General features: G+C 56.8%; 18 protein-coding genes and 1 pseudogene. 14 read left to right on the forward strand and 5 right to left on the reverse strand.

From position 1 onward, the window contains the following. Positions 1 to 47 precede the first annotated feature (47 nt). Positions 48 to 1,205, reverse strand: a complete 1,158-nt coding sequence (gene hpxO, locus ACVKSX_RS03385) for an FAD-dependent urate hydroxylase HpxO (protein ID WP_354438346.1) — start codon at positions 1,203 to 1,205, stop codon at positions 48 to 50. A 619-nt stretch (positions 1,206 to 1,824) separates the two neighbouring features. Here hpxO and ACVKSX_RS03390 point away from each other — a divergent pair. The 5 genes from ACVKSX_RS03390 (at position 1,825) to ACVKSX_RS03410 (ending at position 5,517) form a co-directional block, all read left to right on the forward strand. Next, complete coding sequence (locus ACVKSX_RS03390) at positions 1,825 to 3,006, forward strand: glycosyltransferase family 4 protein (protein WP_060680230.1); 1,182 nt, start codon at positions 1,825 to 1,827, stop codon at positions 3,004 to 3,006. A gap of 67 nt (positions 3,007 to 3,073) precedes the next feature. Further along, positions 3,074 to 3,319 carry a hypothetical protein gene (locus tag ACVKSX_RS03395; RefSeq protein WP_354438347.1) on the forward strand — a complete coding sequence of 82 codons (246 nt, stop codon included), beginning with the start codon at positions 3,074 to 3,076 and terminating at the stop codon, positions 3,317 to 3,319. A gap of 31 nt (positions 3,320 to 3,350) precedes the next feature. After that, positions 3,351 to 4,502 (forward strand): class C beta-lactamase, encoded by a 1,152-nt coding sequence (gene ampC, locus ACVKSX_RS03400; RefSeq protein WP_187500055.1) that lies wholly within the window; start codon positions 3,351 to 3,353, stop codon positions 4,500 to 4,502. A 92-nt stretch (positions 4,503 to 4,594) separates the two neighbouring features. Beyond that, complete coding sequence (gene parS, locus ACVKSX_RS03405) at positions 4,595 to 5,047, forward strand: type II RES/Xre toxin-antitoxin system antitoxin (protein ID WP_010244850.1); 453 nt, start codon at positions 4,595 to 4,597, stop codon at positions 5,045 to 5,047. Further along, positions 5,047 to 5,517 carry an RES family NAD+ phosphorylase gene (locus ACVKSX_RS03410; RefSeq protein ID WP_010244853.1) on the forward strand — a complete coding sequence of 157 codons (471 nt, stop codon included), beginning with the start codon at positions 5,047 to 5,049 and terminating at the stop codon, positions 5,515 to 5,517. Before parS ends, ACVKSX_RS03410 begins: the two co-directional genes overlap by 1 nt. 39 nt (positions 5,518 to 5,556) lie before the next feature. Here the strand turns inward: ACVKSX_RS03410 and ACVKSX_RS03415 are convergent. From ACVKSX_RS03415 to ACVKSX_RS03425, 3 genes and pseudogenes are all read right to left on the reverse strand, one after another. Then, positions 5,557 to 7,379: pseudogene (locus ACVKSX_RS03415) on the reverse strand (glycoside hydrolase family 15 protein). A gap of 93 nt (positions 7,380 to 7,472) precedes the next feature. After that, positions 7,473 to 8,366 carry an SDR family oxidoreductase gene (locus tag ACVKSX_RS03420; protein ID WP_010670164.1) on the reverse strand — a complete coding sequence of 298 codons (894 nt, stop codon included), beginning with the start codon at positions 8,364 to 8,366 and terminating at the stop codon, positions 7,473 to 7,475. Positions 8,367 to 8,630: 264 nt separating this feature from the next. After that, a complete protein-coding gene (locus ACVKSX_RS03425) occupies positions 8,631 to 9,665 on the reverse strand; it encodes a LacI family DNA-binding transcriptional regulator (protein WP_022625638.1) in 1,035 nt (344 codons plus the stop codon). 221 nt (positions 9,666 to 9,886) lie between these two features. Here ACVKSX_RS03425 and ACVKSX_RS03430 point away from each other — a divergent pair, with 221 nt between their 5' ends. The 4 genes from ACVKSX_RS03430 (at position 9,887) to ACVKSX_RS03445 (ending at position 15,102) form a co-directional block, all read left to right on the forward strand. Next, on the forward strand, positions 9,887 to 10,912 hold the full coding sequence (locus ACVKSX_RS03430) for an ABC transporter substrate-binding protein (protein WP_354438348.1): 1,026 nt from the start codon (positions 9,887 to 9,889) through the stop codon (positions 10,910 to 10,912). A gap of 88 nt (positions 10,913 to 11,000) precedes the next feature. Continuing rightward, complete coding sequence (locus tag ACVKSX_RS03435; protein ID WP_187500052.1) at positions 11,001 to 13,226, forward strand: ABC transporter permease; 2,226 nt, start codon at positions 11,001 to 11,003, stop codon at positions 13,224 to 13,226. Next, a complete protein-coding gene (locus tag ACVKSX_RS03440; protein ID WP_033779165.1) occupies positions 13,223 to 14,284 on the forward strand; it encodes an ABC transporter ATP-binding protein in 1,062 nt (353 codons plus the stop codon). Before ACVKSX_RS03435 ends, ACVKSX_RS03440 begins: the two co-directional genes overlap by 4 nt. 23 nt (positions 14,285 to 14,307) lie before the next feature. Beyond that, complete coding sequence (locus ACVKSX_RS03445; RefSeq protein ID WP_033767265.1) at positions 14,308 to 15,102, forward strand: inositol monophosphatase family protein; 795 nt, start codon at positions 14,308 to 14,310, stop codon at positions 15,100 to 15,102. 33 nt (positions 15,103 to 15,135) lie between these two features. On the opposite strand, the gene ACVKSX_RS03450 is transcribed toward ACVKSX_RS03445, so the two are convergent. After that, positions 15,136 to 15,573 (reverse strand): GNAT family N-acetyltransferase, encoded by a 438-nt coding sequence (locus tag ACVKSX_RS03450; protein WP_010244876.1) that lies wholly within the window; start codon positions 15,571 to 15,573, stop codon positions 15,136 to 15,138. A gap of 180 nt (positions 15,574 to 15,753) precedes the next feature. On the opposite strand from ACVKSX_RS03450, the gene hipB reads away from it, so the two are divergent. From hipB to ACVKSX_RS03475, 5 genes are all read left to right on the forward strand, one after another. After that, positions 15,754 to 16,002, forward strand: coding sequence for a type II toxin-antitoxin system antitoxin HipB (gene hipB / locus ACVKSX_RS03455; RefSeq protein ID WP_010670157.1), 249 nt, complete (start codon positions 15,754 to 15,756; stop codon positions 16,000 to 16,002). Next, positions 16,002 to 17,315 carry a type II toxin-antitoxin system HipA family toxin gene (locus ACVKSX_RS03460; protein WP_022625645.1) on the forward strand — a complete coding sequence of 438 codons (1,314 nt, stop codon included), beginning with the start codon at positions 16,002 to 16,004 and terminating at the stop codon, positions 17,313 to 17,315. The genes hipB and ACVKSX_RS03460 overlap by 1 nt, the downstream gene beginning before the upstream one ends. Positions 17,316 to 17,419: 104 nt before the next feature. Beyond that, positions 17,420 to 17,626 carry a type II toxin-antitoxin system MqsA family antitoxin gene (locus ACVKSX_RS03465; RefSeq protein ID WP_010244885.1) on the forward strand — a complete coding sequence of 69 codons (207 nt, stop codon included), beginning with the start codon at positions 17,420 to 17,422 and terminating at the stop codon, positions 17,624 to 17,626. Positions 17,627 to 17,797: 171 nt separating this feature from the next. Further along, positions 17,798 to 19,219, forward strand: coding sequence for a M24 family metallopeptidase (locus ACVKSX_RS03470; protein ID WP_354438351.1), 1,422 nt, complete (start codon positions 17,798 to 17,800; stop codon positions 19,217 to 19,219). A 75-nt stretch (positions 19,220 to 19,294) separates the two neighbouring features. Beyond that, positions 19,295 to 21,340 (forward strand): FUSC family protein, encoded by a 2,046-nt coding sequence (locus ACVKSX_RS03475; protein WP_010244891.1) that lies wholly within the window; start codon positions 19,295 to 19,297, stop codon positions 21,338 to 21,340. Positions 21,341 to 21,714: the final 374 nt, after the last annotated feature.

Genomic DNA, 21,714 nt, shown 5'->3' on the forward strand with positions numbered 1-21,714 from the left:
ACGGGCTGTCACGCGCTGGTCGCGCTGACAGCCCGGTTTTATTCGTGTTAACCCAACGGGCCACCTTCAATGGTTTCGCACATTCCGGCCAGCACCCGTTCACCGGTTTCGCTTTTCAGAGAGTCATACCATTCTGCCGTGATTGCCGGATCGCGCGCATGGGTAACGTCACAGCGTTTGCGCGCTTTCAGCACCAGATCTTTTACTCGTTCAACCCGTCGCGCCTGATAGCGCAGCAGTGCATCTTCAATACCCAGTGAATGAGAGGCCAGCGTCGAGGCCAGTACCACGGCATCTTCCATCGCCGCGCAGCCGCCCTGGCCGATATCGGGCGTGGTGCTGTGGGCGGCATCGCCCAGCAGGGCCACACGTCCTTTAACAAAGCGGCTGAAAGGTTCAATGTCGTGGATCTCAACCCGATTGGTGGTGTCAGGATTGATTGCCGCGATCAGCTGCTCTACCGGCTCCGCCCAGCCCTGAAAATAGCCGGTTAAGTCCGCTTTCACCGTGCTGCGATCCTGCGGCAGTCCCTTCGGCAGCGGCACATCAAAGAAGAAGTAGAATCGATTGCCGCTGACCGGCATCAGCGACACCCGCTTGCCGTCACCGACAAAGGTGGTCCACTGATCGGCGGGCGCAATCCTCTCATCTATAGTGACCAGGCCATTCCAGTTAACGTAACCGGCGTAACGTCGTTCAAGCTTCTGCTCCAGCACATACTCGCGGATCACCGAATGGGTGCCATCGGCGGCAATCAGGAAATCGCCGGTGGCCTGAGTGTTGTCGGAAAAGGTGGCAATCACGCCACTGCCGGTCTGCTCGACCTGGATCACCCGCTTACCAAACTGCACCCGTTCACGCCCGAAGGTATCAATCAGCATCGCCTGCAGTTCTGCCCGCGCCACCGGACAGGGATATTCGCCAACCTGCTGCACCAGCGGCGCCATACTGAAGCGGGTCAGGGGCGCGCCGGTGGTGCCATCGTGATAGGCCATATAGGCCATGTTCCCGCCCAGCTCACGCAGCGCGGTTTTCATGCCCAGCGCATTCAGGCATTTAACCCCGTTGGGCCAGATGGAAATCGCCGCGCCGACGGGCTTCATCTCCTTTACGGCTTCAAAGACCTCAACGTCAATTCCGGATTTCTCCAGCGCAATGGCACTACTCATGCCGCCTATACCGCCACCAATTACGATTGCTTTCATAATGCTCTCCTGTCTGCATACGTCACTTCCTGCAACTTTTGTACCAGAGAGATGGTGGTAGAGAGTTTCATATAAATAACAATGTAAATCATAGGCTTAATGTATAATGGGGGGCACCTGACTCCCGCCTTCCTCTTAATCAGTTGCACTGAATTGTGGCAAACGGGCGTGCAAAAAGGGTGCGGCTATAACCGTGCTGCATCATTTGTTTCATTATCGCCCGTCTGTGTTTGTGTTAATCATCAGCCAGTGGAACGCGCCGGGCACTTATCAGCATGGTCATTCTTATTACTTTAAAAGTTATTAACTAAAATCCTCATCCGCTTCGCTAATATTCCTGACAATTAATTAAATATTTACATAACAACTGGCGCGAATATTTCCCGGAAAATAATCGCCATATTCAATAAGGGGTTAGCCTGACACAGTTAAACACACCTGTTAATAAAAAATGCAAATTCATAACCAGACACAACTGTGTCTGTTTTAGCACCGTGCGCAATCATTAGCAAAAGCGTTCAGGCCGCGTCATTACGGGCTTTTAGGATATTGCTCAGACCCGCCAGTCACGATCACGTGATATAGATCACTCCGGACACAAGGACTCTGGAAGGCGAACATGAAAATTGGAATCACGAATAACCAGTATCCGGAGCAGCGTAATATCTTAGTTAATCCGGATAACGAATATATCAATCTGAAAAAGAGCAATCTGTTCTACTTTATTAATCCGTTACGAACCCGATTGCTCAAAAAAAATAAAACCTTTGTCTTTCAGCCTGTGCCTTTTTCAGGGGCATCGCGGGCTGACATCCTGCATCTGTTCAATGAAGTGGCGATAACCCATCAGAAGTGGGTCGCGTCGTTTGAAACGGAGCTGCCGCGTGTGCTGCCGGTGGCGGGCGTCGCCAAGCAGGATAACCCCGAGCTGAAACGCCTCATTCCTTATCTGTTAAAAGATAACTGCCTGGGGTTGATTGCCATCTCAGATGCCACCCTGAACATTCAGATGAAACTGTTCAGGCCGGATATTGCCCAGCAAATCCGCCGTAAAACCCTGGTGCTGCATCCGCCGCAGAAGCTGTTTGTCCAGCAGAAAACGCCGCGTCAGACCGGTATTCTGAAACTGACCTTTGCCGGTAACGAGTTCTACCGCAAAGGCGGGGCTGAAGTCGTGCTGGCGATCAGTGAGCTGATTGAAGAGCGCAAACTGGAAGAGTCCCAGCTGGATGTGCAGCTGATTGGCGATCTCGCCAAGCGTCGTAATGTGGCGCACCGCCAGTTCCAGGATGATGAGACCTTCTATAGTGGCATTGAGAACCGCATCAAACGCTATCGCTGCTTCACGCATCATTCACAGATGGATAACGGCGCCCTGATGCAGCTGTTCCGCCAGAGCGATGCCGGACTGCTACCAACCTGGCAGGAGACGTACGGTTTCTCAGTGCTGGAGATGCAGGCTAACGGCTGCCCGGTGATTACCAGCAACGTGCGCGCATTGCCAGAGATTAATCCCGCCAGTGCAGGCTGGGTGATTGCGAGTCCGCTGAACGCTGACCGTGAATACAGTATTACCTCGCCAGAGCAGAAAACGCAGTTGCGTCAGTCGCTGGTGGAGGGGCTGAAATCGATACTGCTCGCTATTATCGACCGTCCTGAGATGCTGCAGGAGAAAGGTGAGGCGGCGATTCTGCGCATCAAAGATCAGCATGACACCCAGCGTTATATTGCCCGGCTCAACGATATCTACAGCCGTGGCGTGATTAATGTCACTCAACATCCCCCTGTGGTCTCAATTTGATTAGATTTCTCTGACGGGGCGCGCCAGACTGGCCATACTTAGTGCAGCGTCCCTCTGGAGAACTCTTATGAAAATGATCATCAGCCTGCTGCTGTCCGAATTACTGGGCAGCAGCGCCTTCGCTCAGCCCGCACCGCTTTTTCCGGCCCGCGCGCCCCTGGCACAGCTGACGCCCGTCGCTGCCCGCTGCGATGTCTCCGCCTGTCAGACCAACTGCTACACAGAACAATCGCACTGCAACACCCGGGACAACGGTGGCTGCAGTTCTCAGGCTCAGATGTGCGTGCAGGCCTGTGCCGACCAGTGTAAATAATTTAATTCAGTGAAGAATCCCTTAGTTGCCAATGAAAAAGTCTTTGTTTTATCTCGCGTTATTCTCTCTTTCTGCCAGCTGTGTCGCCGCCGATCTCTCTTCACAGCAGGTTACTTCTCTGGTTAAAGCCGCGATCGAACCGCTGATGGAGCAGCAGGAGATCCCCGGCATGTCGGTGGCGGTGCTTTACAAAGGCCGGGCGCAGTTTGTGAACTTCGGTGTGGCCGATCTCGAATCACGTCGCCGGGTCACGGAAAACACGCTGTTTGAGCTGGGCTCCGTGAGCAAAACCTTTACCGGCACCCTGGCCGGCGTCATGATCCGCAACGGCGAAATACGCCTTAACGATCCGGTGCAGAAGTACTGGCCGCAGCTGACCGGTGAGCAGTGGCGTCCGGTGCGGATGCTGCATCTGGCGACCTATACCGCGGGCGGCCTGCCTTTACAGTTGCCGGATGATGTCACCGATCAGGCTTCGCTGCTGCGTTTCTATCAGGAATGGCAGCCAGAAGCAGCGCCCGGCACGCTCCGGCAGTACTCTAACGCCAGCATCGGTCTGTTTGGTTCGCTGATGGTGAAGGGTGATTATGAGCAGGCGATGGCGCGAAATGTGTTTCAGCCACTGCGTCTGACGCGCACCTATATCACCGTGCCGCCCTCAATGATGCTGGACTACGCCTGGGGCTATAAAAATGGCCAGCCGGTACGGGTTTCACCCGGCATGCTGGATGCAGAAGCCTACGGCGTTAAATCCACCGCGCGTGACATGCTCACCTTTATGCAGGCAAATGTGGATCCTAACCGCCTCTCTTCGGGGAATGCCGTGCTGCGTAATGCCATTCGCACCGCGCAGGCGCGCTACTTCAAAGTCGGCACCCTGTTTCAGGGACTGGGCTGGGAGATCTACGACTGGCCGGTGACTGCCGACACGCTGATGGGCGACAGCGATAATGGTGTTGCGCTGCAACCCCGCCCGGCGACGCTGCTCAATCCGGTCGGGCCGTCGCAGAGTGCCAGCTGGGTGCATAAAACCGGTGCAACCAATGGATTTGGTGCCTATATCGCCTTTATTCCTGAGAGGAACAGCGGCATCGTGATACTCGCCAACAAGAATTACCCTAATCCGCTGCGTATAAAGGCGGCGTGGCAGATTCTGCAGGCGTTACAGCAGGAGAAGCCTTAGTAACAGGCATCACGCTTGCTCAGCGACGGGGTAAAGCTGGCACCGCCTGTTCATTTGCGCTAAAATAAAAATCAAATGAACAGGAGGCTGCTATGTCTATCGCCATCTACACACCCGCTCAGCATCGTCGCGACAATTCGCTGCTGCATGCCCTGAATCTGCCGGAAACACTGCCTGATGCGCACCAGCGTATTGCGGTAGGGTTCAGCAGCGGCGTGCTGAAACGCACGGCGTCGTTGTCCACCTTTGACGAGGGCTGGCTGTGCCGTCTGGCGGGCATTGATCGCACCACCTACAACCGCAAAGTTAAAGATCCGCAGCAGACCTTTTCGCCCGATCAGAGCGGACGGATCTACATGCTGATCCGCGTCCTCTCTGCCGCCAGCAAACTGTTCCGCGACGACAGGCAGCGTCTGGTGCAGTGGCTGGAAACGCCCGCCAAAGCGCTGGGCGGTAAGAAACCGGCGGAGATGACCACCACGGTGGCGGGTGCAGAAGCGGTGATTAACCTGATTGGCCAGCTTGAGCATGGCGTGATTACCTGATGGCAGTTCGTTTCTTTCGCCTGGTGAAGAGTGAGTATGCGATGAGCGCCTTTGATGGTTTTGGTGCCCGCACTTACGGGGGGCGCTGGAATTCCGTGGGAACGGTCTGTGTCTATATGGGATCAAGCCGGGCGCTCTGTGTACTTGAGGCGCTGGTTCATCTCACCATTCAGGATCTGTCACACGACTACTCAATGCTGTCGATTAGCGTCCCTGAATCGCTGATTACCGAGCTCTCGCTGGCGGCACTCCCCGATGACTGGCAGGCCGATCCTGCGCCATCGTCCACGCGGCAAATTGGTGACGACTGGCTTGCCAGCCCGGATAACGGCCTGGTGCTGAAGGTACCGAGCACGCTGACCGGCGAGTGGAATGCGCTGTTCAATCCCCGTCATCCGGCAGCGGCTGGCATCATTAGTAAGGTAGTGGTGGAGCCATTTTTCTTCGACCCGCGTTTCAGGCTGCAGTAGGGCGCGGATTCGCCACTTTCCTCACCGCAACATCTCACATCACGCAGGCGCCTGCGATTCTGATAGCGCCTGCGCCGCACAGATCAGCGCCAGATGACTCAGCCCCTGCGGCATATTGCCGCGCCAGCTCTGGCTGCGGACGTCATACATCTCATTGAAGATATCGACGTTACCGTGGCCGTTCAGCGTAGTCAGGATCTCCTGCATCGCCTGTTCTGCCTCATCCGTCTCACCTATCTCTGCCCAGGCTTCCACCAGCCAGAAGGCGCAGGCGAGAAAGGTACTCTCTTCTTCTCTTACCCCGCTGTAGCGATAGAGCATGGCGCTGCCGTCACCCAGTTTTTGCCGGATAGCACGGTAGGTCGAGAGCATCCGCTGCGGATTGACCGCGTTGCCGTAGCTGTGAACCAGCGCCAGCGACGCGTCGAGGCGATCGTCACTGCCGGCGTAAAAGAGATAAGCCTGCTGTTGCTCTGACCAGCAGTGCGACTCAATCCAGTCGCGGATACGGTCACGTTCCCGCTGCCAGCGTCCCAGCCAGGTCGGTTCGATATGCTGGCTTTCTGCCAGCGCCACCGCCCGATCCAGCGCCATCCAGCAGGCCATTTTGGAGTGGGTGTAGTGTTGCAACTCCGGCAGCTCCCAGATGCCGCAATCCTTCTGCCGCCAGTGATCGGCGCAGCAGTTCGCCAGCTCGCCCAGCATGCGCGAGGTGGTGATATCCAGCACGTGTCCCGCCTCGATAAAATGCTGCGCGGTGACCAGCATGTCGCCATACATACTGAGCTGCAGCTGGTCGCGGGCATTATTGCCGACCCGCACCGGCTGAGAGTTCTGATAGCCGATCAGCGGCGGATAACGCTCAGCGGGGACCTCATCACCATTCAGGGCATAGCAGGCGCGCAGCCTGACGCCGTGGCGCATGATAGTCTGCGACAGCCAGGAAAAGGCCGCCTTACAATCTTCCAGCGCCCCGAGATAGACGAAGGCTTTAATAATCAGGCAGGCGTCGCGCACCCAGGCGTAGCGGTAATCATAATTTTTTTCGCCGCCGATCCCCTCCGGCAGGGAGGTGGTGGCAGCAGCAGCCAGCGCGCCGGTCGGGGAGTACCAGAGAAACTTCAGCGACAGGGCTGAGCGCTTCACCAGCGTCGGGTAGCGACCCTCATAACTCAGGCTCTCCACCCAGCTGGTCCAGCCGGTGTGGCTGGTTTCAATCCGCTGATCGATAGCCTCCAGCGGCGGCACCGCCAGCGGCTCTTTCTCGGTCACCAGCAGCGCGCAGAGCGAGCGGGAACCGGCATAGGTACGCAGCGTAGCGCAGACCTGCTCGTCATCCAGCTCTGTGATCTGAATATCTTCGCTGGTGCGCAACATCGCCATGATCTCCGCGATGTGAAACACCTTGCCTTTCTCATTATCGGCCACCCACGGTGAACGGGTTTCAGCGGCGGTGCCGAAGCGCAGGATGATCGCTAATTCCACTTCACCGCTGACACCCTCTATGCGGCGAGCCAGTTCGCACCAGGGCAGACGGCCCGCCAGCGTGCTGTTAATCGATTCGGTCAGCAGCACGGTGCCGTCACGGGTTTCGAAGCGGGTCTCCAGCACGTTGCTGTTATCGCGGTAGCGGCGTGAGACCTGATAAGGCGCACGCGGGACAATCTGGAAGTAGCCACCGAGTCCGGCATCAAGCAGGCGATCAAACAGGGGCTTTGCGTCGAGATTGGGCGCACACCACCAGTCAATGGAACCGTCCGGCGCAATCAGCGCGACTGAACGGCCTTCACCAATGGCGGCATAGTCACCCAGGCCCGCAAGCCCTCTTTTCTGACCGGCGAATGAAAGATCGGGTTTTCCATAATCTGCTTCCTTATATCACGGTGGCGAGGTTTCTTAAGCGGGGCAAAAGCGGGACAAAAAAATGGCCGCGTTATGCGGCCACCTGAGTGAGATTACAGCGTACCGGTGCCGCCATCAGAACACCAGACCTGCCCGGATGAGTAACTGCTCTCGGTTGAGGCCAGGGTAACGTAGAGTGGGGCGATCTCAACCGGCTGGCCCGGACGGCCCATCGGTGAGTCGGCGCCAAACTGCTTCACTTTCTCCATCGGCTGTCCGCCGCTGGACTGCAGCACGGTCCAGTACGGCCCTGGTGCAACGGCGTTGACCCGGATACCGTCACCACCCAGCTGCTTCGCCAGGGATTTGGTAAAGGCGACGATGGCCGCTTTGGTCTGCGCATAGTCGAGCAGAATATCGCTGGGTTTAAACGCCTGTACGGACGAAGTATTAATAATGGACGCACCGCGTGGCAGATATTCCAGCGCTGCTTTGGTGATCCAGAACATCGCATAAACGTTGGTTTTAAACGTTGCGTCAAAATCTTCCGTACTCAGGGTCCGGATGGACTCATTAAATTGCTGACGACCGGCGTTATTAACCAGAATATCCAGGCCACCTAATTTATCGGCTGCCTCTTTGACCAGCTGCTGACAGAATTCTTCAGAACGAATGTCGCCCGGAATAGCAAAAACTTTACGGCCTTCCGCTTCGATTAATTTAATCACTTCATCGGCGTCGGGCTGTTCTTCCGGCAGGTAGTTAATCACCACATCTGCGCCTTCACGGGCATAAGCGATAGCCACCGCGCGGCCAATACCGGAGTCACCGCCGGTGATCAGCGCCTTGCGGCCGGTCAGTCGGCCCGTACCGCGATAGCTGGTTTCACCGTGGTCGGGAACCGGGATCATTTTGCTGGCCAGGCCTGGCGCCTGTTGTGGCTGATCCTCAAAAGGAGGTTTAGGAAATTGATCCAGATCGAGCGTCTTGTTAGTTGGTGTAGCCATTGTATGCTCCTTGAACAGAGTTATCTGAGACATTAAGCCTGGCACAAATGTGATATTTGTCACATCTGACTGCTGATTCATTGAGCAGTTAAAACCAGAAGAACTTAATAATGCAGATAAAGCGTAGACAGAAAATCGGAACACTGTGCAGTAGCGTCCGATTATTTTTCAGTGCAGGGGCGGGATATTTAAAGCGAAGCGTAAGATCGGTTGTGGATTATTTCAGGACGTAATTACATAGCGGAAGAAAATAAAAAAGGGCGGTTAACCGCCGCGTACCGAACCGCGCCAGACCACATCTACCGGATATATTCTCCGCTCCTGCTGCTGTTCATTTTTTGGCATCAGCGTCTCCGGTTGCGCTTCCGTCTCCACCAGCCAGGCAATGGCGTCGCGGGCGAACTGTTCCACCGGCTGTGCAAAGGTCGTGAGGTTGTAAGAGGCCCAGCCCGACTGCGCGATATTATCGTGTCCGATGATGCAGAGATCGTCCGGAATACGCAGCGCAAAGCGGTGACGCGCCTCATCCATAAAGCCGCAGGCGAGCAGGTCGGTGGCACAGTACACCGCATCAGGGCGAACTTTACGCGTCAGCAGACGCTGGGCCAGAATCTGGCCGCTTTCGTAAGAGGTGGTGCCGAACCGCTCCACCTGGACCGTGACGCCCACTTTCTGCGCGGCGGCCAGAAAATCCGCTTCGCGCTTCAGCAGACTCGGCGTTCCCGCCAGCGAATTCACAAAGGCGATGCGGCTGCATCCCGCCCGCACAAACGCGTTAACCGCCATTTCTGCGGCGGGGCGGGAGTCAAGGTTGATACTGAGCGTGCCGGGCAGGGATTCGTCGCGGTTAATCAGCACCAGATGCTGACCATGTTTGTAGCAGAGCCGGGTAATGCCGCTGTCCGGCATGCCGGAGAGAATAATCGATGCGTCGGCGCGAAAATTAATCGCCTGCTGCAGCGCGGCGGAAACGCGCGCATCGGATCGGTCAGTGTTAATCAGCATCGCCACTTTTCCCGCTTCCTGCAGATACTGGGTCATCCAGCGCACCAGGCTGGCACGGTAGGGCGTGTCAACCTCGGAGGCAATTAAGCAGACGATGCCGCTGCGGTTGCGCACCAGGCCGCGCGCCAGATGATTGACGTGATAGCCCAGTTCCTCCGCCGCTTTCATCACCCGCTGACGGGTAGCATCTGACACGCTGGCTCCCGGTGTAAAGGTGCGGGAGACCGCTGAGCGGGAGACGCCCGCCCGGTCAGCCACATCCTGCGCACTCACCACCGCCTTAAGCTGCTGCATGTTCTCTCCTCGCCTGACATTGTCTGCACTGAGTTTGCCTGAAGTTGCAAGCCTGTGCAAAAAATACAGACGGGCGAAAGGTTTCAAATTTGTGACAGCGACTGACAATTGCTTAACAACTGAATTGACACTGCAGCAGGGCCGCCGTACTAATCTGCACACACGTTTGCACACATGTGCAAAAGCTGGCGCGCCTGCGTCATCCAGCCCAGGAGAACACCATGCGTTATTCCTCTCTGCTCGCTGCTGTAATCGTCTGCCCTATAGTGCCGTTTGCTGCCTCGGCGGCGGGCAATCTTAATATGATCTGCTCAGCCGATGTGGTGGTGTGCGAACAGATGACCACGCTGTTCAGCCAGTCCCATCCCGATATTAAACTCAGCATGGTGCGGCTCTCTGCCGGTGAAGCCTATGCCCGTATCCGCAGCGAGGCACGCAATCCCCGTACCGATATCTGGTGGGCCGGTACCGGCGATCCGCATATGCAGGCCGCCGAAGAGGGGCTGACCCAGGCCTATAAATCGCCACTGCTCGATCAGCAACAGCCCTGGTCACAAAAAGTGGCGGAGATCTCCGGTTATCGCACCGTGGGCGTTTATGCCGGTGCGCTGGGCTGGGGCTATAACACCAGACTGCTGGCGGAGAAAAAGCAGAAAGTGCCTGCCTGCTGGGCGGATTTACTCGACCCTGGCTTTAAAGGCGAGATTCAGATCGCCAATCCCAACTCTTCCGGAACGGCTTATAACACCCTGGCGACGCTGGTGCAGATCATGGGCGAAGACAAAGCCTTTGACTACCTGAAGAAGCTCAACGCCAACATCTCGCAATATACCAAGTCCGGCTCTGCTCCGGTCAAAGCCGCCGCGCGCGGTGAAACCACCATCGGCATTGTCTTTATGCATGATGCCGTCGCAATGGAAGTGGATGGCTTCCCGATTAAGCCCGTCGCGCCCTGTGAAGGCACTGGCTATGAAATAGGTTCGATGTCGATCATCAAAGGGGCACGAAACCTGGCCAATGCCAAAGCCTGGTATGACTGGGCGCTCAGCGCTGAAGCACAGTCGCATATGAAAGAGGCGAAATCGTTCCAGCTGCCCTCTAACCGCAAGGCGGAGATCTCTGAATATGCACCGCGCTTCGAGAACATCAGGCTGATCGATTATGACTTTAAAACCTATGGTGACTCAGCAAAACGCAAAGCGCTGCTGGGCCGCTGGGATAAAGAGATTGGTGCCAGCGCACTATAACGGTGGTGCGCCCCCGGCCACCTGAGCCGGGTCTGTGCCAGACCGCGGTGGCGTAAGCCTGATGTCCGCTTCCTGATCGAGGTGATTTATGAATGCGCACAATCGTCGCTTAACCGGCGCGCTGCTGGCGGGCGCCATCGCGCTGACGCTGCTGCCCTGGTATAGCCTGGAGCAGGGCTTCTTCTCGGGTGACTGGCTGTTCAGCTTATGGGGTGATGAGAACAATGCGCCTGCGCTGTGGCAGCTCGCGTTACACAGCTGGCTGGGCATCGCCGTGGCGCTGTGGCTGCTCTGTGCTGGCAGCGCCTTTCTGCCCCCGGGCCGCACCCGCAGCACGCTGCTGCTGCTGTTCAGCACCTGCGGCATTCTGTTTCTGGTGCTGGAAGGGCATGCCATCGGTTTCAGTGGCTGGAACTGGTTATGGCTGGAGAACCTCACCGGCCCGCTGGCGCAGGGACAACCCGCGATGGGTGCGGGTGCGCTGCTGTTGCTGACCATATTTTTGCTGATTTTCGCCTTTGCCCTGGCGGAGCGCGGCGTGCTGAGAGGCGATGCCTTTGTGGTGGCGTCGATTGTGCTGCTGGTGGCGCTGGTCACGACCTTTGTGCTCTATCCGGTGCTGAGCCTGTTTGTCGCCTCGGTGCAGGATATTGATGGCAGTTTTAAACCTGACGGACTGATTGCCAATATGCAGGATCCCGCCATCTGGAGCCTCGGCTGTTTTACCGGTGGCACCTGCGGCACCGCCTGGCGCACGCTGGGACTGGCGCTGATGACGGCCAGTGGCGCTACGCTGCTGGGACTGGCGTTTGCACTGGCGGCGACGCGCACCTCGCTGCCGTGTAAAAAAGCGCTGCGGATGCTGACCATTCTGCCGATTATCACGCCGCCGTTTGTCATTGGTCTGGCGCTGATCCTGCTGTTTGGCCGCTCTGGCGTGGTCACCGAATCGCTGGCGACGCTGTTCGGCATCGAGCCGGGCCGCTGGCTCTATGGCATGACCGGCATCTGGATTGCACAGGTACTCTCCTTTACCCCCATCGCCTTTCTGGTGCTGATTGGGGTGGTCGAGGGCGTCAGTCCGTCACTGGAAGAGGCGTCACAGACCCTGCGTGCCAGCCGCTGGCGCACTTTCTCCCGCATCTCGCTGCCGCTGATGGCGCCGGGGCTGGCCAACGCCTTCTTAATCAGCTTTATCGAAAGCATGGCCGATTTCGGTAACCCGATGGTGCTGGGCGGCAGTCACGGCGTGCTGTCGACGGAGATCTTCTTCTCCGTGGTTGGCGCACAGAACGACCCGAGTCGCGCGGCGGTGCTGGCGATGATCCTGCTGGGCTTCACCCTGGCTGCTTTTCTGGTGCAGCGTGTCTGGCTCTCCGGCAAAAGCTTCGCCACTGTCACCGGCAAAGGCGACGGCGGCCGTCATGTGATGCTGCCGCGTCCGGTGCGCTACAGCGTCTATGGCATGGTAATACCCTGGGGTCTGTTCACCCTGGTGATCTACGGCATGATCATGATTGGCGGCTTTGTGCAGTCCTGGGGGCTGAATAACAATCTGACGCTGGATCACTACATTCGCGCCTTTAGCGTCAGCGTTAATCAGGGGCAACTGGTCTGGAGCGGCGTTGCCTGGAGCTCTTTCTGGACCACGCTGGAGATCGCCCTGATCGCCGCGCCGCTTACGGCCATTGTCGGACTGCTGACCGCCTGGCTGATTGTGCGACAGAAGTTTGCCGGTCGTCAGACCTTTGAGTTCATGCTGATGCTGAGCTTTGCCATTCCCGGCACGGTGATTGGTGTGAGCTATGTGATGGCGTATAACCTGCCGCCGCTGGAGATCACCGGTACCGCGATGATCCTGATCGCCTGCTTTGTCTTCCGTAATATGCCGGTCGGCGTGCGTGGCGGTATTGCGGCGATGAGCCAGCTGGATAAAAGCCTGGATGAAGCTTCACTGACGCTGGGCGCAAACAGTTTCCGTACCCTGCGCAAAGTGGTGCTGCCGCTGCTGAAACCGGCCATCAGCGCCGCGCTGGTGTACGCCTTTGTGCGGGCCATTACCTCTATCAGCGCGGTGATTTTCCTGGTCAGCGCCCAGTACAACATGGCGACCTCGTACATTGTCGGGCTGGTGGAGAACGGTGAGTATGGCGTGGCGATTGCCTACTCCTCGGTATTGATAGTGGTGATGCTGCTGATCATTGGCCTTTTCCAGCTGCTGGTGGGCGAACGTCGCCTGCGTCGTGCAATCCAACCGGCGGTGATTATTGCCGCACCCTCTGCATCCACTCTGACTCAGGAGAGAGCCGTATGACGACCATTAACGCCGGATCGGTGGTGTTTGAACATGTCGCAAAGCGTTTTGCCGGTTTTACTGCCGTGCCGGATCTGTCGCTCACCGTAGAGCCGGGTACGCTGGTGACGCTGCTCGGGCCATCCGGCTGCGGCAAGACCACCACGCTGCGACTGCTGGCCGGGCTGGAGCATCCCACCGCAGGGCGGATTCTGATTGGCGGCAAAGATGTCACCCATCTGCCCGCCAACGAGCGCGACGTGGCGATGGTGTTTCAGTCCTACGCGCTGTTTCCCCATATGAATGCCATCGACAATATTCTCTACGGGCTGCTTTCCTCGGGCATGAACAAACGCGAGGCGCAGGACAGGGCGCGCGAGGGGCTGAAGCTGGTGGGTCTGGAGAGTCAGGGGCAGCGGTTGCCGTCGGAGCTTTCTGGCGGACAGCAGCAGCGTATTGCGGTCGCCCGCGCGCTGGTGCTGGAACCGCAGGTGCTGCTGCTTGATGAGCCGCTATCGAACCTTGATGAGCGTCTGCGCCGTCGGGTGCGCACCGACATCCGCGATCTGCAGCAGCGGCTCGGGTTTACGGCGGTTTATGTGACCCATGACCAGGAGGAGGCGCTGGCGGTCTCCGATAAGATTATTGTCATGAAAGAGGGGGATATTGCCCAGCAGGGTGCGCCGGAGACGCTTTACCATTCACCCAATTCGGTCTTTATCGCGGACTTCATGGGGGAGGCGAACATTCTGCCCTGTGAAGTGGAAGAGGCAGATACGGATGATGCGCTGGTCCGCCTGGGTAATCAGCGCTTCCGGGTGCGAGGTGCCGGAGCAAAAACCGGCAGTGCTCAGCTGGCGGTGCGACCGCAATTTATTACGTTGTCCGGCGACGGCCAGGGTGCGCTGCAGGGGGAGATCATTCACAGCACCTGGCTGGGTGACCATATCGAATATGAAGTTGCCACCGAACTGGGCGCGCTGTTCATTATCGATCCGCAGATGGAACAGCGTCTGCCGCTCGCCACCACAGTTGGCGTCAACTTCAAGCCGCAGGGCCTTGCCCTGATTGCCCGTTAATCTGACTAACTCAAGGAGTTCGCATGGAATCGCATGATGAAATAATGGCGCGTCTGGCTTTAGCGGAAGCCGTTGCCCGTGAAGGTGGCGCGACGGCGTTATCTTACTTCAACCGTCGCGAGACGCTGGTGGTGGAGACCAAGTACGATTTGCAGGATGTGGTATCAATCGCCGACCGTGAAGTGGAGCAGCTGATCGCCAGCCGTATACGGGATGCGTTTCCCGCTGATGGCTTTCTGGGTGAGGAGTCGGGACTGCAGGCGGGAGAGTCTGACTACACCTGGGTGGTTGATCCGATCGATGGCACCAGCCCATTTCTCAATGGGATGCCGAGCTGGTGTGTTTCCGTCGCGGTACTGCGCGGCGATGTGCCGGTCATCGGGGTGATTTTCGCGCCGACCTATCAGGAGTGCTACGTGGCGGCACTGGGGCAGGGCGCGACGCTCAACGGTCATCGTCTGCAGGTCGATCCCACACGCACGCTGCAAAACCACGTTACCGGTTTTGGTGCCAACAGCTATGTCAGCCCGCAGCAGGTAGGTGAGATTGTGGCAGCGCTGCTGTCGGCAGGCGGTAACTTTATCCGCATTGGTTCCGGCGCACTGATGCTGGCGTGGGTCGCCGCCGGTCGGGTCGTGGGTTACTACGAACCCTATATGCACGCCTGGGATTGCCTGGCGGGTTACTGCCTGGTAAAAGAAGCGGGCGGCTGGTACCACCCGTTTAACACCGAAGGCGATCGCATCACTAAAGGCGCGCAGGTTCTGGCCGTGGCACCGGGTGCCGAAGCGGATCTGCGGCGCATTGCCGGTTTATAATTATGTGACCCTGTCACGCTGACTGTACTGTGGTCAGCGTGATGCTTTTGGCCGTAGCGTTTTGGTCAGATAGTGACGCTGCATACCGGTTTGCGGAAAATCGGGCAGGGACATCTGCGGCTGATAACCCTGTTTCTGATAAAACGGCAGGGCCTGAAAACTAAAGGTATCCACCAGCGCATAGAGACATCCCATCTTTCCCGCCTCCTGCTCGGCGGCTTCCAGCAGTGCGCTACCCAGACCACTGCCACGGAGCGTTTCGTCCACCCAGAGATAATCGATACAGAGCCAGTTTCCTTTGCGTGCGGCGATCACTCCCCCGCGCAACATTCCCTGTTCGTCCCTGTGAGAAACCGACAGCGGTCCCCAGTTATCGCGGCTGATAAATTGCCGGTTGTAAGCCCCAAGTCCTGCCAGCAACTCTTCCCGATCGTCGTCGTTGACCTGATGGGTAAGGGTAAATGTGCTCATCCTCGTCCTCTTTTAATCGTGGTTCCGGCTTATCCCCTGCAAAGGATAATTGTGCGATTATCCGCTAAAGGGTATAAAGTAATTATTATCCCCTTTAGCGGATAAATGACATTTTATACCCTATCGGGGATAACACGGCTGCGCTATGCTTACAGCCTGTGATCCAGAAGGAGTCACCCCATGATATACAGCCCGCTACAGCTGGCAAACCGGCTAAAGCTCATTCGTCAGCGCAATGGCTGGACCCAGAGTGAACTGGCGAAAAAGGTCGGCCTGAAACAGGCCACCATCTCTCACTTTGAAAATGCCCCTGACAGTACCTCGCTGGCAACGCTGTTTAAGCTGTTACAGTCGCTGGAGCTGAGTCTGGAAGTTCAGGAGAAAGAGGAGGCCGGTGCGCCTCAGGTGCATGATGAGGATGAGTGGTAATGCAAAGGTTGATTGCGTGGATGAACGGCGAGCGGGTAGGCGTACTCACCCGCCAGCGAAACGGCGCTCATGAGTTTCAGTATGATACCGGCTGGCTGAGTAATCCGCTCTCCAGGCCGCTGTCACTTTCGATGCCGTTGCAGGTTAAGGCTCTCACCTCACACGCCGTGATTAACTTCTTCGATAACCTGCTGCCGGATAGCCCATTGATTCGCGACAGAATCGTGGCGCGTTACCAGATTAAATCCCGTCAGCCCTTTGATCTGTTGCAGGAAGTGGGACGTGACAGCGTCGGGGCGACTATGCTGCTGCCGCCCGATATGCCACTGCCCGCACTGCAGGCCCGCTATGAAGTGCTGGATGAAACCCGGCTCGAAAGCGTGCTGTCGGCCTATCAGTCAGATATCCCGCTGGGGATGCTGCGTGAAGAGACCGATTTCCGTATCTCGGTCGCAGGGGCGCAGGAGAAAACCGCACTGCTGCTGACCGATGAAGGCTGGAGCATTCCTGCCGGTGCCACGCCCACCTCGCACATCATTAAGCTGCCGATCGGAGAGATTAAACAGCCGGCCGCGACGCTGGATATGCGTGAAAGTGTGGAGAATGAGTATCTCTGTCTGGCGCTGGCCCGTGCACTCGGTATCGACGTGCCGCAGGCAACGATTATTCGTGCCGGACAGATGCGCGCCCTGGCGGTAGAACGTTTTGACCGCCGCTGGTCACGCGATAAAACCCGGTTGATTCGCCTGCCGCAGGAGGATTTCTGTCAGGCGCTGGGACTGCCATCTTCAACCAAATATGAGTCGGATGGCGGGCCGGGCATTGCCGAAATCATGCAGATACTGATGGGATCGAGCAACGCCATCGAAGATCGCTATCGCTTTATGATGTTCCAGGTTTTTCAGTGGCTGATTGGCGCAACCGACGGTCACGCCAAGAACTTCTCACTGTTTATTGAGCGCGGCGGCAGTTATCGACTGACTCCCTTTTATGATGTGATCTCCGCTTATCCGGTACTGGGCGGCACCGGTCTGAACAAGCGAGCGCTGAAACTGGCGATGGGGCTGCGTGCCACTAAGGGGAAGAAGACAGAGATCGACAAAATCTTCCCGCGCCATTTTATCGCCACGGCAAAAAGCGTCAGTTTTGATCGTGACAGTTTGCAGCAGATCTTCGACTTCTTTATTAAGGCCTTTCCCCAGGCAGTGGTCTCGGTGCGCGATGCTTTGCCGCCCGATTTCCCGCAGCACATCGCCGACGCCATTTTTAGTCATTCACTGATTATGCTGGAGCGGCTGCGGCACAAAGAGTGATGGCGCTTATGAGCTGGCAATATCCTGAAAAACCTCTCCTCATGTGTATGGCTAAAAGCCTGTCGGCTATGCTTATCTGACAGGCTTAACAGGAGAGTCATGGTATGAAGTGTCCGGGATGTGAAGGAGAGGCGTTTGTGTACGCCACGCGCGATGTCAGTCTTAATACGGGTAATCCGGAGGACGTTGTGCCAGATGTAAAGGGCGATCACTGCATCCGCTGTGGAGCGGTGATTATGAATGCCGGAACGTCGGAGTTATATCCCGAAAAGGCTGAAGCGCTGGAGAATGCAGGCGTGCCCATCAAATAACACAGAGAGCCCGTTTAGCGCGGGCTTCTTTGTCTCTGTTACAGGTGAATGTCCCTCTTTTGATAACACGCAACGAGTAAGTTGTGTGATTGTGGCACCCTACAGGTTAAACCTCAGGTTTACCCTGGGAATGGAAATCAAACCCCGTCAATCTGGCCACTGGAGTGCGTTATGGATGCCAATCGCTATGCCCTGGAAACAATCCCGTCACCGCCGGCATTTCCCGGTGCTGCCAGCCCTGTAATATCTGATGAAACACTGCATCGCCGTCTGGCCGCCATTATTGAGCGGATGCAGCAGCAGCAGATTGCGCAACTGATTATCTATGCCGACAAAGAGCACGGCAGCAATTTTGAATATCTGGCGGGATTCATTCCGCGCTTCGAGGAGGCGCTGCTGGTGGTGACTCAGCAGGGCGAGCTCACCTATATCATGGGTAATGAGAACCTCAAGCTGGTGCCGTTTGCCCGCAATCCGGGACGCTGTCTGCATGCGGCGGTCTTTTCTCTGCCCAACCAGCCTATGCGCGGGGAGCAGCCCCTGGATCAGCTGTTAACAGAGGCAGGGATAGTGGCGGGAGAACGCACCGGGCTGGTGGGCTGGAAGTTATTTACCGGCAGGCAGCAAGGGATGTTTGATCTGCCGCAGTTCATCTATGCCGCGGCGGCGCAGGCAGCGGGCGGCGATGCGCAACTGGTAAACGCCACCGGATTGTTTATCTCGCCTGACAACGGTGCACGCTGCGTTAACGGCGCCGATGAAGTGGCGTTTTATGAGGCGGGGGCCAATCTTGCTTCAACCGCGATGCTGGCTGCGCTGGATAGCGTAGCGCCGGGCGTCACAGAAAAGGCGTTAGGCGCACGTCTGAACGCAGAAGGGCAGCCAAACACGGTGGTGACGATTGCCGCGACCGGCGATCGTTTCGCCCAGGCCCGGCTCTATCCGTCTGATAAACGGATTGCGACAGGCGACAAGCTTTCTCTTACCACCGGCTACAAAGGCGGGCTGACCAGTCGCTCGGCTTACGTGGTCAGTGAAGCTTCTGAGTTACAGTGTAACGTCTCCGACTGGCTGACCCGGCTGGCGATCCCCTATTATCACGCGGTGGTCAGCTGGCTGGAGCAGCTGCGGATCGGGATCACCGGCGGCGAACTCTATTCGCTTATCGAAACGGTGCTGCCGAAAGCGCAGTATGGCTGGCATCTTAATCCGGGGCATCTGGTGGCTGACGAAGAGTGGCTAAGCTCGCCCATCTATCCCGATTCAGCCGTGACACTGAAAAGCGGTATGCTGCTGCAGATTGATATTATCCCGTCGGTGCCGGGTTATGGCGGCTGCAGTATCGAGGATACGGTCGGACTGGCGGACGCGGCGTTACGTCATGAGCTGGCGCGTCGTTTTCCCGATCTCTGGCAGCGAATGACTCAGCGCAAAGCGTACCTGACAGATGTGCTGAGGATTGAGCTTGCCGAAGAGGTGATTTTGCTCTCGAACACGGTAGGCTATCTGCGCCCTTTTTTACTGGATAAGCGCCGTGCGCTGGTGCGCCAGCAGGGGCTTAACCGGCCTGATGCGGCCGGTAATAATTTGTAAAATTTAACTGAGAGTAAAACGCAGGCGCATCTGTCAGGATACGCGCCTCAGAAAGTTCCTGGTTGCTCTCATTCGATGAAATGGTTTACCAAAAACGCGGTTTTGTTTGCCTGCAAAACCTCCTTTGCCGCGTTTATCGCACTCTCTGTGGCGCTCGTTCTTAACTTCGAAAAACCCGCCTGGGCGCTGACCACGGTGTTTGTCACCTCGCAACTCTATGCAGCATCGACCGTCTCGAAATCGCTGTTTCGCTTGCTGGGCACGCTGCTGGGCGGCATCTTTATTCTGCTGATCTACCCCGAAACGGTGCAGTCGCCAGTGTTGTTCAGCCTGTGCGTATCGCTGTGGGTAACGGTTTGCCTCTGGCTCTCTCTGCATGACCGCACGCCGAAGAGCTATATCTTTATGCTGGCTGGCTACAGCGCAGCGATTATGGGATTTCCTGACGTGGAGTCACCGTTGGCAATCATCAACACCGTAGTTTCACGTATTGAGGAGATTACGCTGGGCATCCTTTGCAGCACGCTGGTTCACCGGCTGGTGTTTCCGGTTTCGATGCATCATCTGCTGGGGCAGAGCGTTAATCTCTGGTTTCAGAATGCGCGCAAACTCTGTGATGAACTGATCAGCGGAATGGCAAAGAACAAATCGCTGGAGCGCGAAGATATCCTGATTCAGATGGCGGGTTATCCGTTGAATGTTGAAACGCTGCTGACCCACTGCGTCTATGAGGGCGAAGCCGCGCGTAATGTCATCCGTCTGGTCAGCGTACAGTATCAGCATCTGACTTATCTGCTGCCGACACTGACGGCGATTGAATCACGGCTGGGTGTGCTGGCCGAACTGAATATTCGTTTTCCGCCGTGCGTCACCGACGTGTTTCAGCAGTTCCTGTTGTGGCTGCATCACGATCGGATTAACGATATTGCCGGACTGCGTGAAGCGATTGCTGCCAGTCAGGCAACCCTGGAGCACGAATGGCGGGCCGGGCTGCTGGCAACCGAAGAGAGCCTGCTGCTGATTGGTCTGCTTGAGCGGCTGGCTAACTTTGTGCGCATTGCCGATGCTTATGAGAATGTCAGTGCGCGCGCAGGGGATCTCTACAGCCACGGGGATGGGGCGGCGATCCGCAATATCCGGGAACACCGGCATATCGATAAGGGACTGTTACGGCTGTCCGCGCTGACGGCATTTCTGGCGACTTTCCTCTCCAGCCTGTTCTGGATCGGCAGCGGCTGGGCCGATGGGGCGAATGCACCTCTAATGGCGGCGATCATCAGTTCATTTTTTGCTGGTGTCGATTCCCCGGTGACGCCGATGAAGCTGTTCGTGAAAGGGGTGATGATTGCGCTGGTGGTCAGCCTGTTCTACATCGCTTTTCTGATCCCGCAGGCCAATACCTTACAGGCGCTGATGATCATACTGCTGCCCGGTCTGATGCTGCTGAGCCTGGTGATTGCCAATCCGGCGACCAATCTGGTAGGGCTGAGTGTCGCCATCCAGATCCCCGGTTTTATCGGCTTAAGCCATCACTATGTCCCGAATCTGATCGTCACGCTGAATGCGGCCATCTCCTCGATGGTGGGGATTATGTTTGCGGTGGTGCTGACGGCGTTGATCCGCAACAAACGGCCGTCATGGATAGCCAGAAGAGCGGTGCAACGAGGGCTGCGCGATCTGTTAGGGTTTATTAAAATGGTGGAGCGCAATTCCGCCACGCTACTGTCACGGCAGCAATTTATTGCGCGGATGCTCGACCGGGTGAATATCATTCTGCCGCGTAAAAGGCTCGATCCGGTGCCGGATATCGTGGTGGGGGGCTATCTGATTACTGAAACCTGGCTGGGCGCCAACTGTTATGACTTCTACGCACGTTATCGTGAGGTGCTGGAGAGTCATCAGATTGATAGTGGTCAGATGTTTCACGAGCTGGCGCTATACCTGAAGCGCAAGATGAAGTCGCTGCAGTTAGCGCCACATCAGGATCTGCTGGAAGAGCTGGATCTGTTGCTGCTAAGACTGGAGCCGATCGCCCGAGAGGAGAGTGTGGCTGTTGCGCCCTTAATCCATCTGTTTAATATTCGGGTATCACTGTTTCCACATCAGCGCTGGCCAGATTAACCCGGTATAACAGGGCTGGCTGGTGGGGCTAAGAGAGCGCTTGCCGGGACCAGAGCGGACAATCTTATTTTAGTTACATCATACATTAGATCTTAATTAAATTGAGAATCAGGCAGCGTGCCCATTTATTTGTCTTGCAGGAAAATAAGGTCAGCAGAGTGGAAAGGTTGGTTGGTTAAAATGGCCAGCAATGGCCTGAGCGTGAAGCGCAGGCATTATACCGCTTTTAAATCAGACTGTTGCATTCAATTCTCTAGCCAGGCACGCCTGGTTAATACTGGTCATAAGCGCGTCCTGCTGCGTCAGAAGCCTGCAACAAGAGCAGGGCGCGCGCATCCCAATGCAGGAAAGCAGGGTTGATGCAGGAAAAGTTC

This window comes from Pantoea sp. PvP021 (assembly GCF_054056055.1).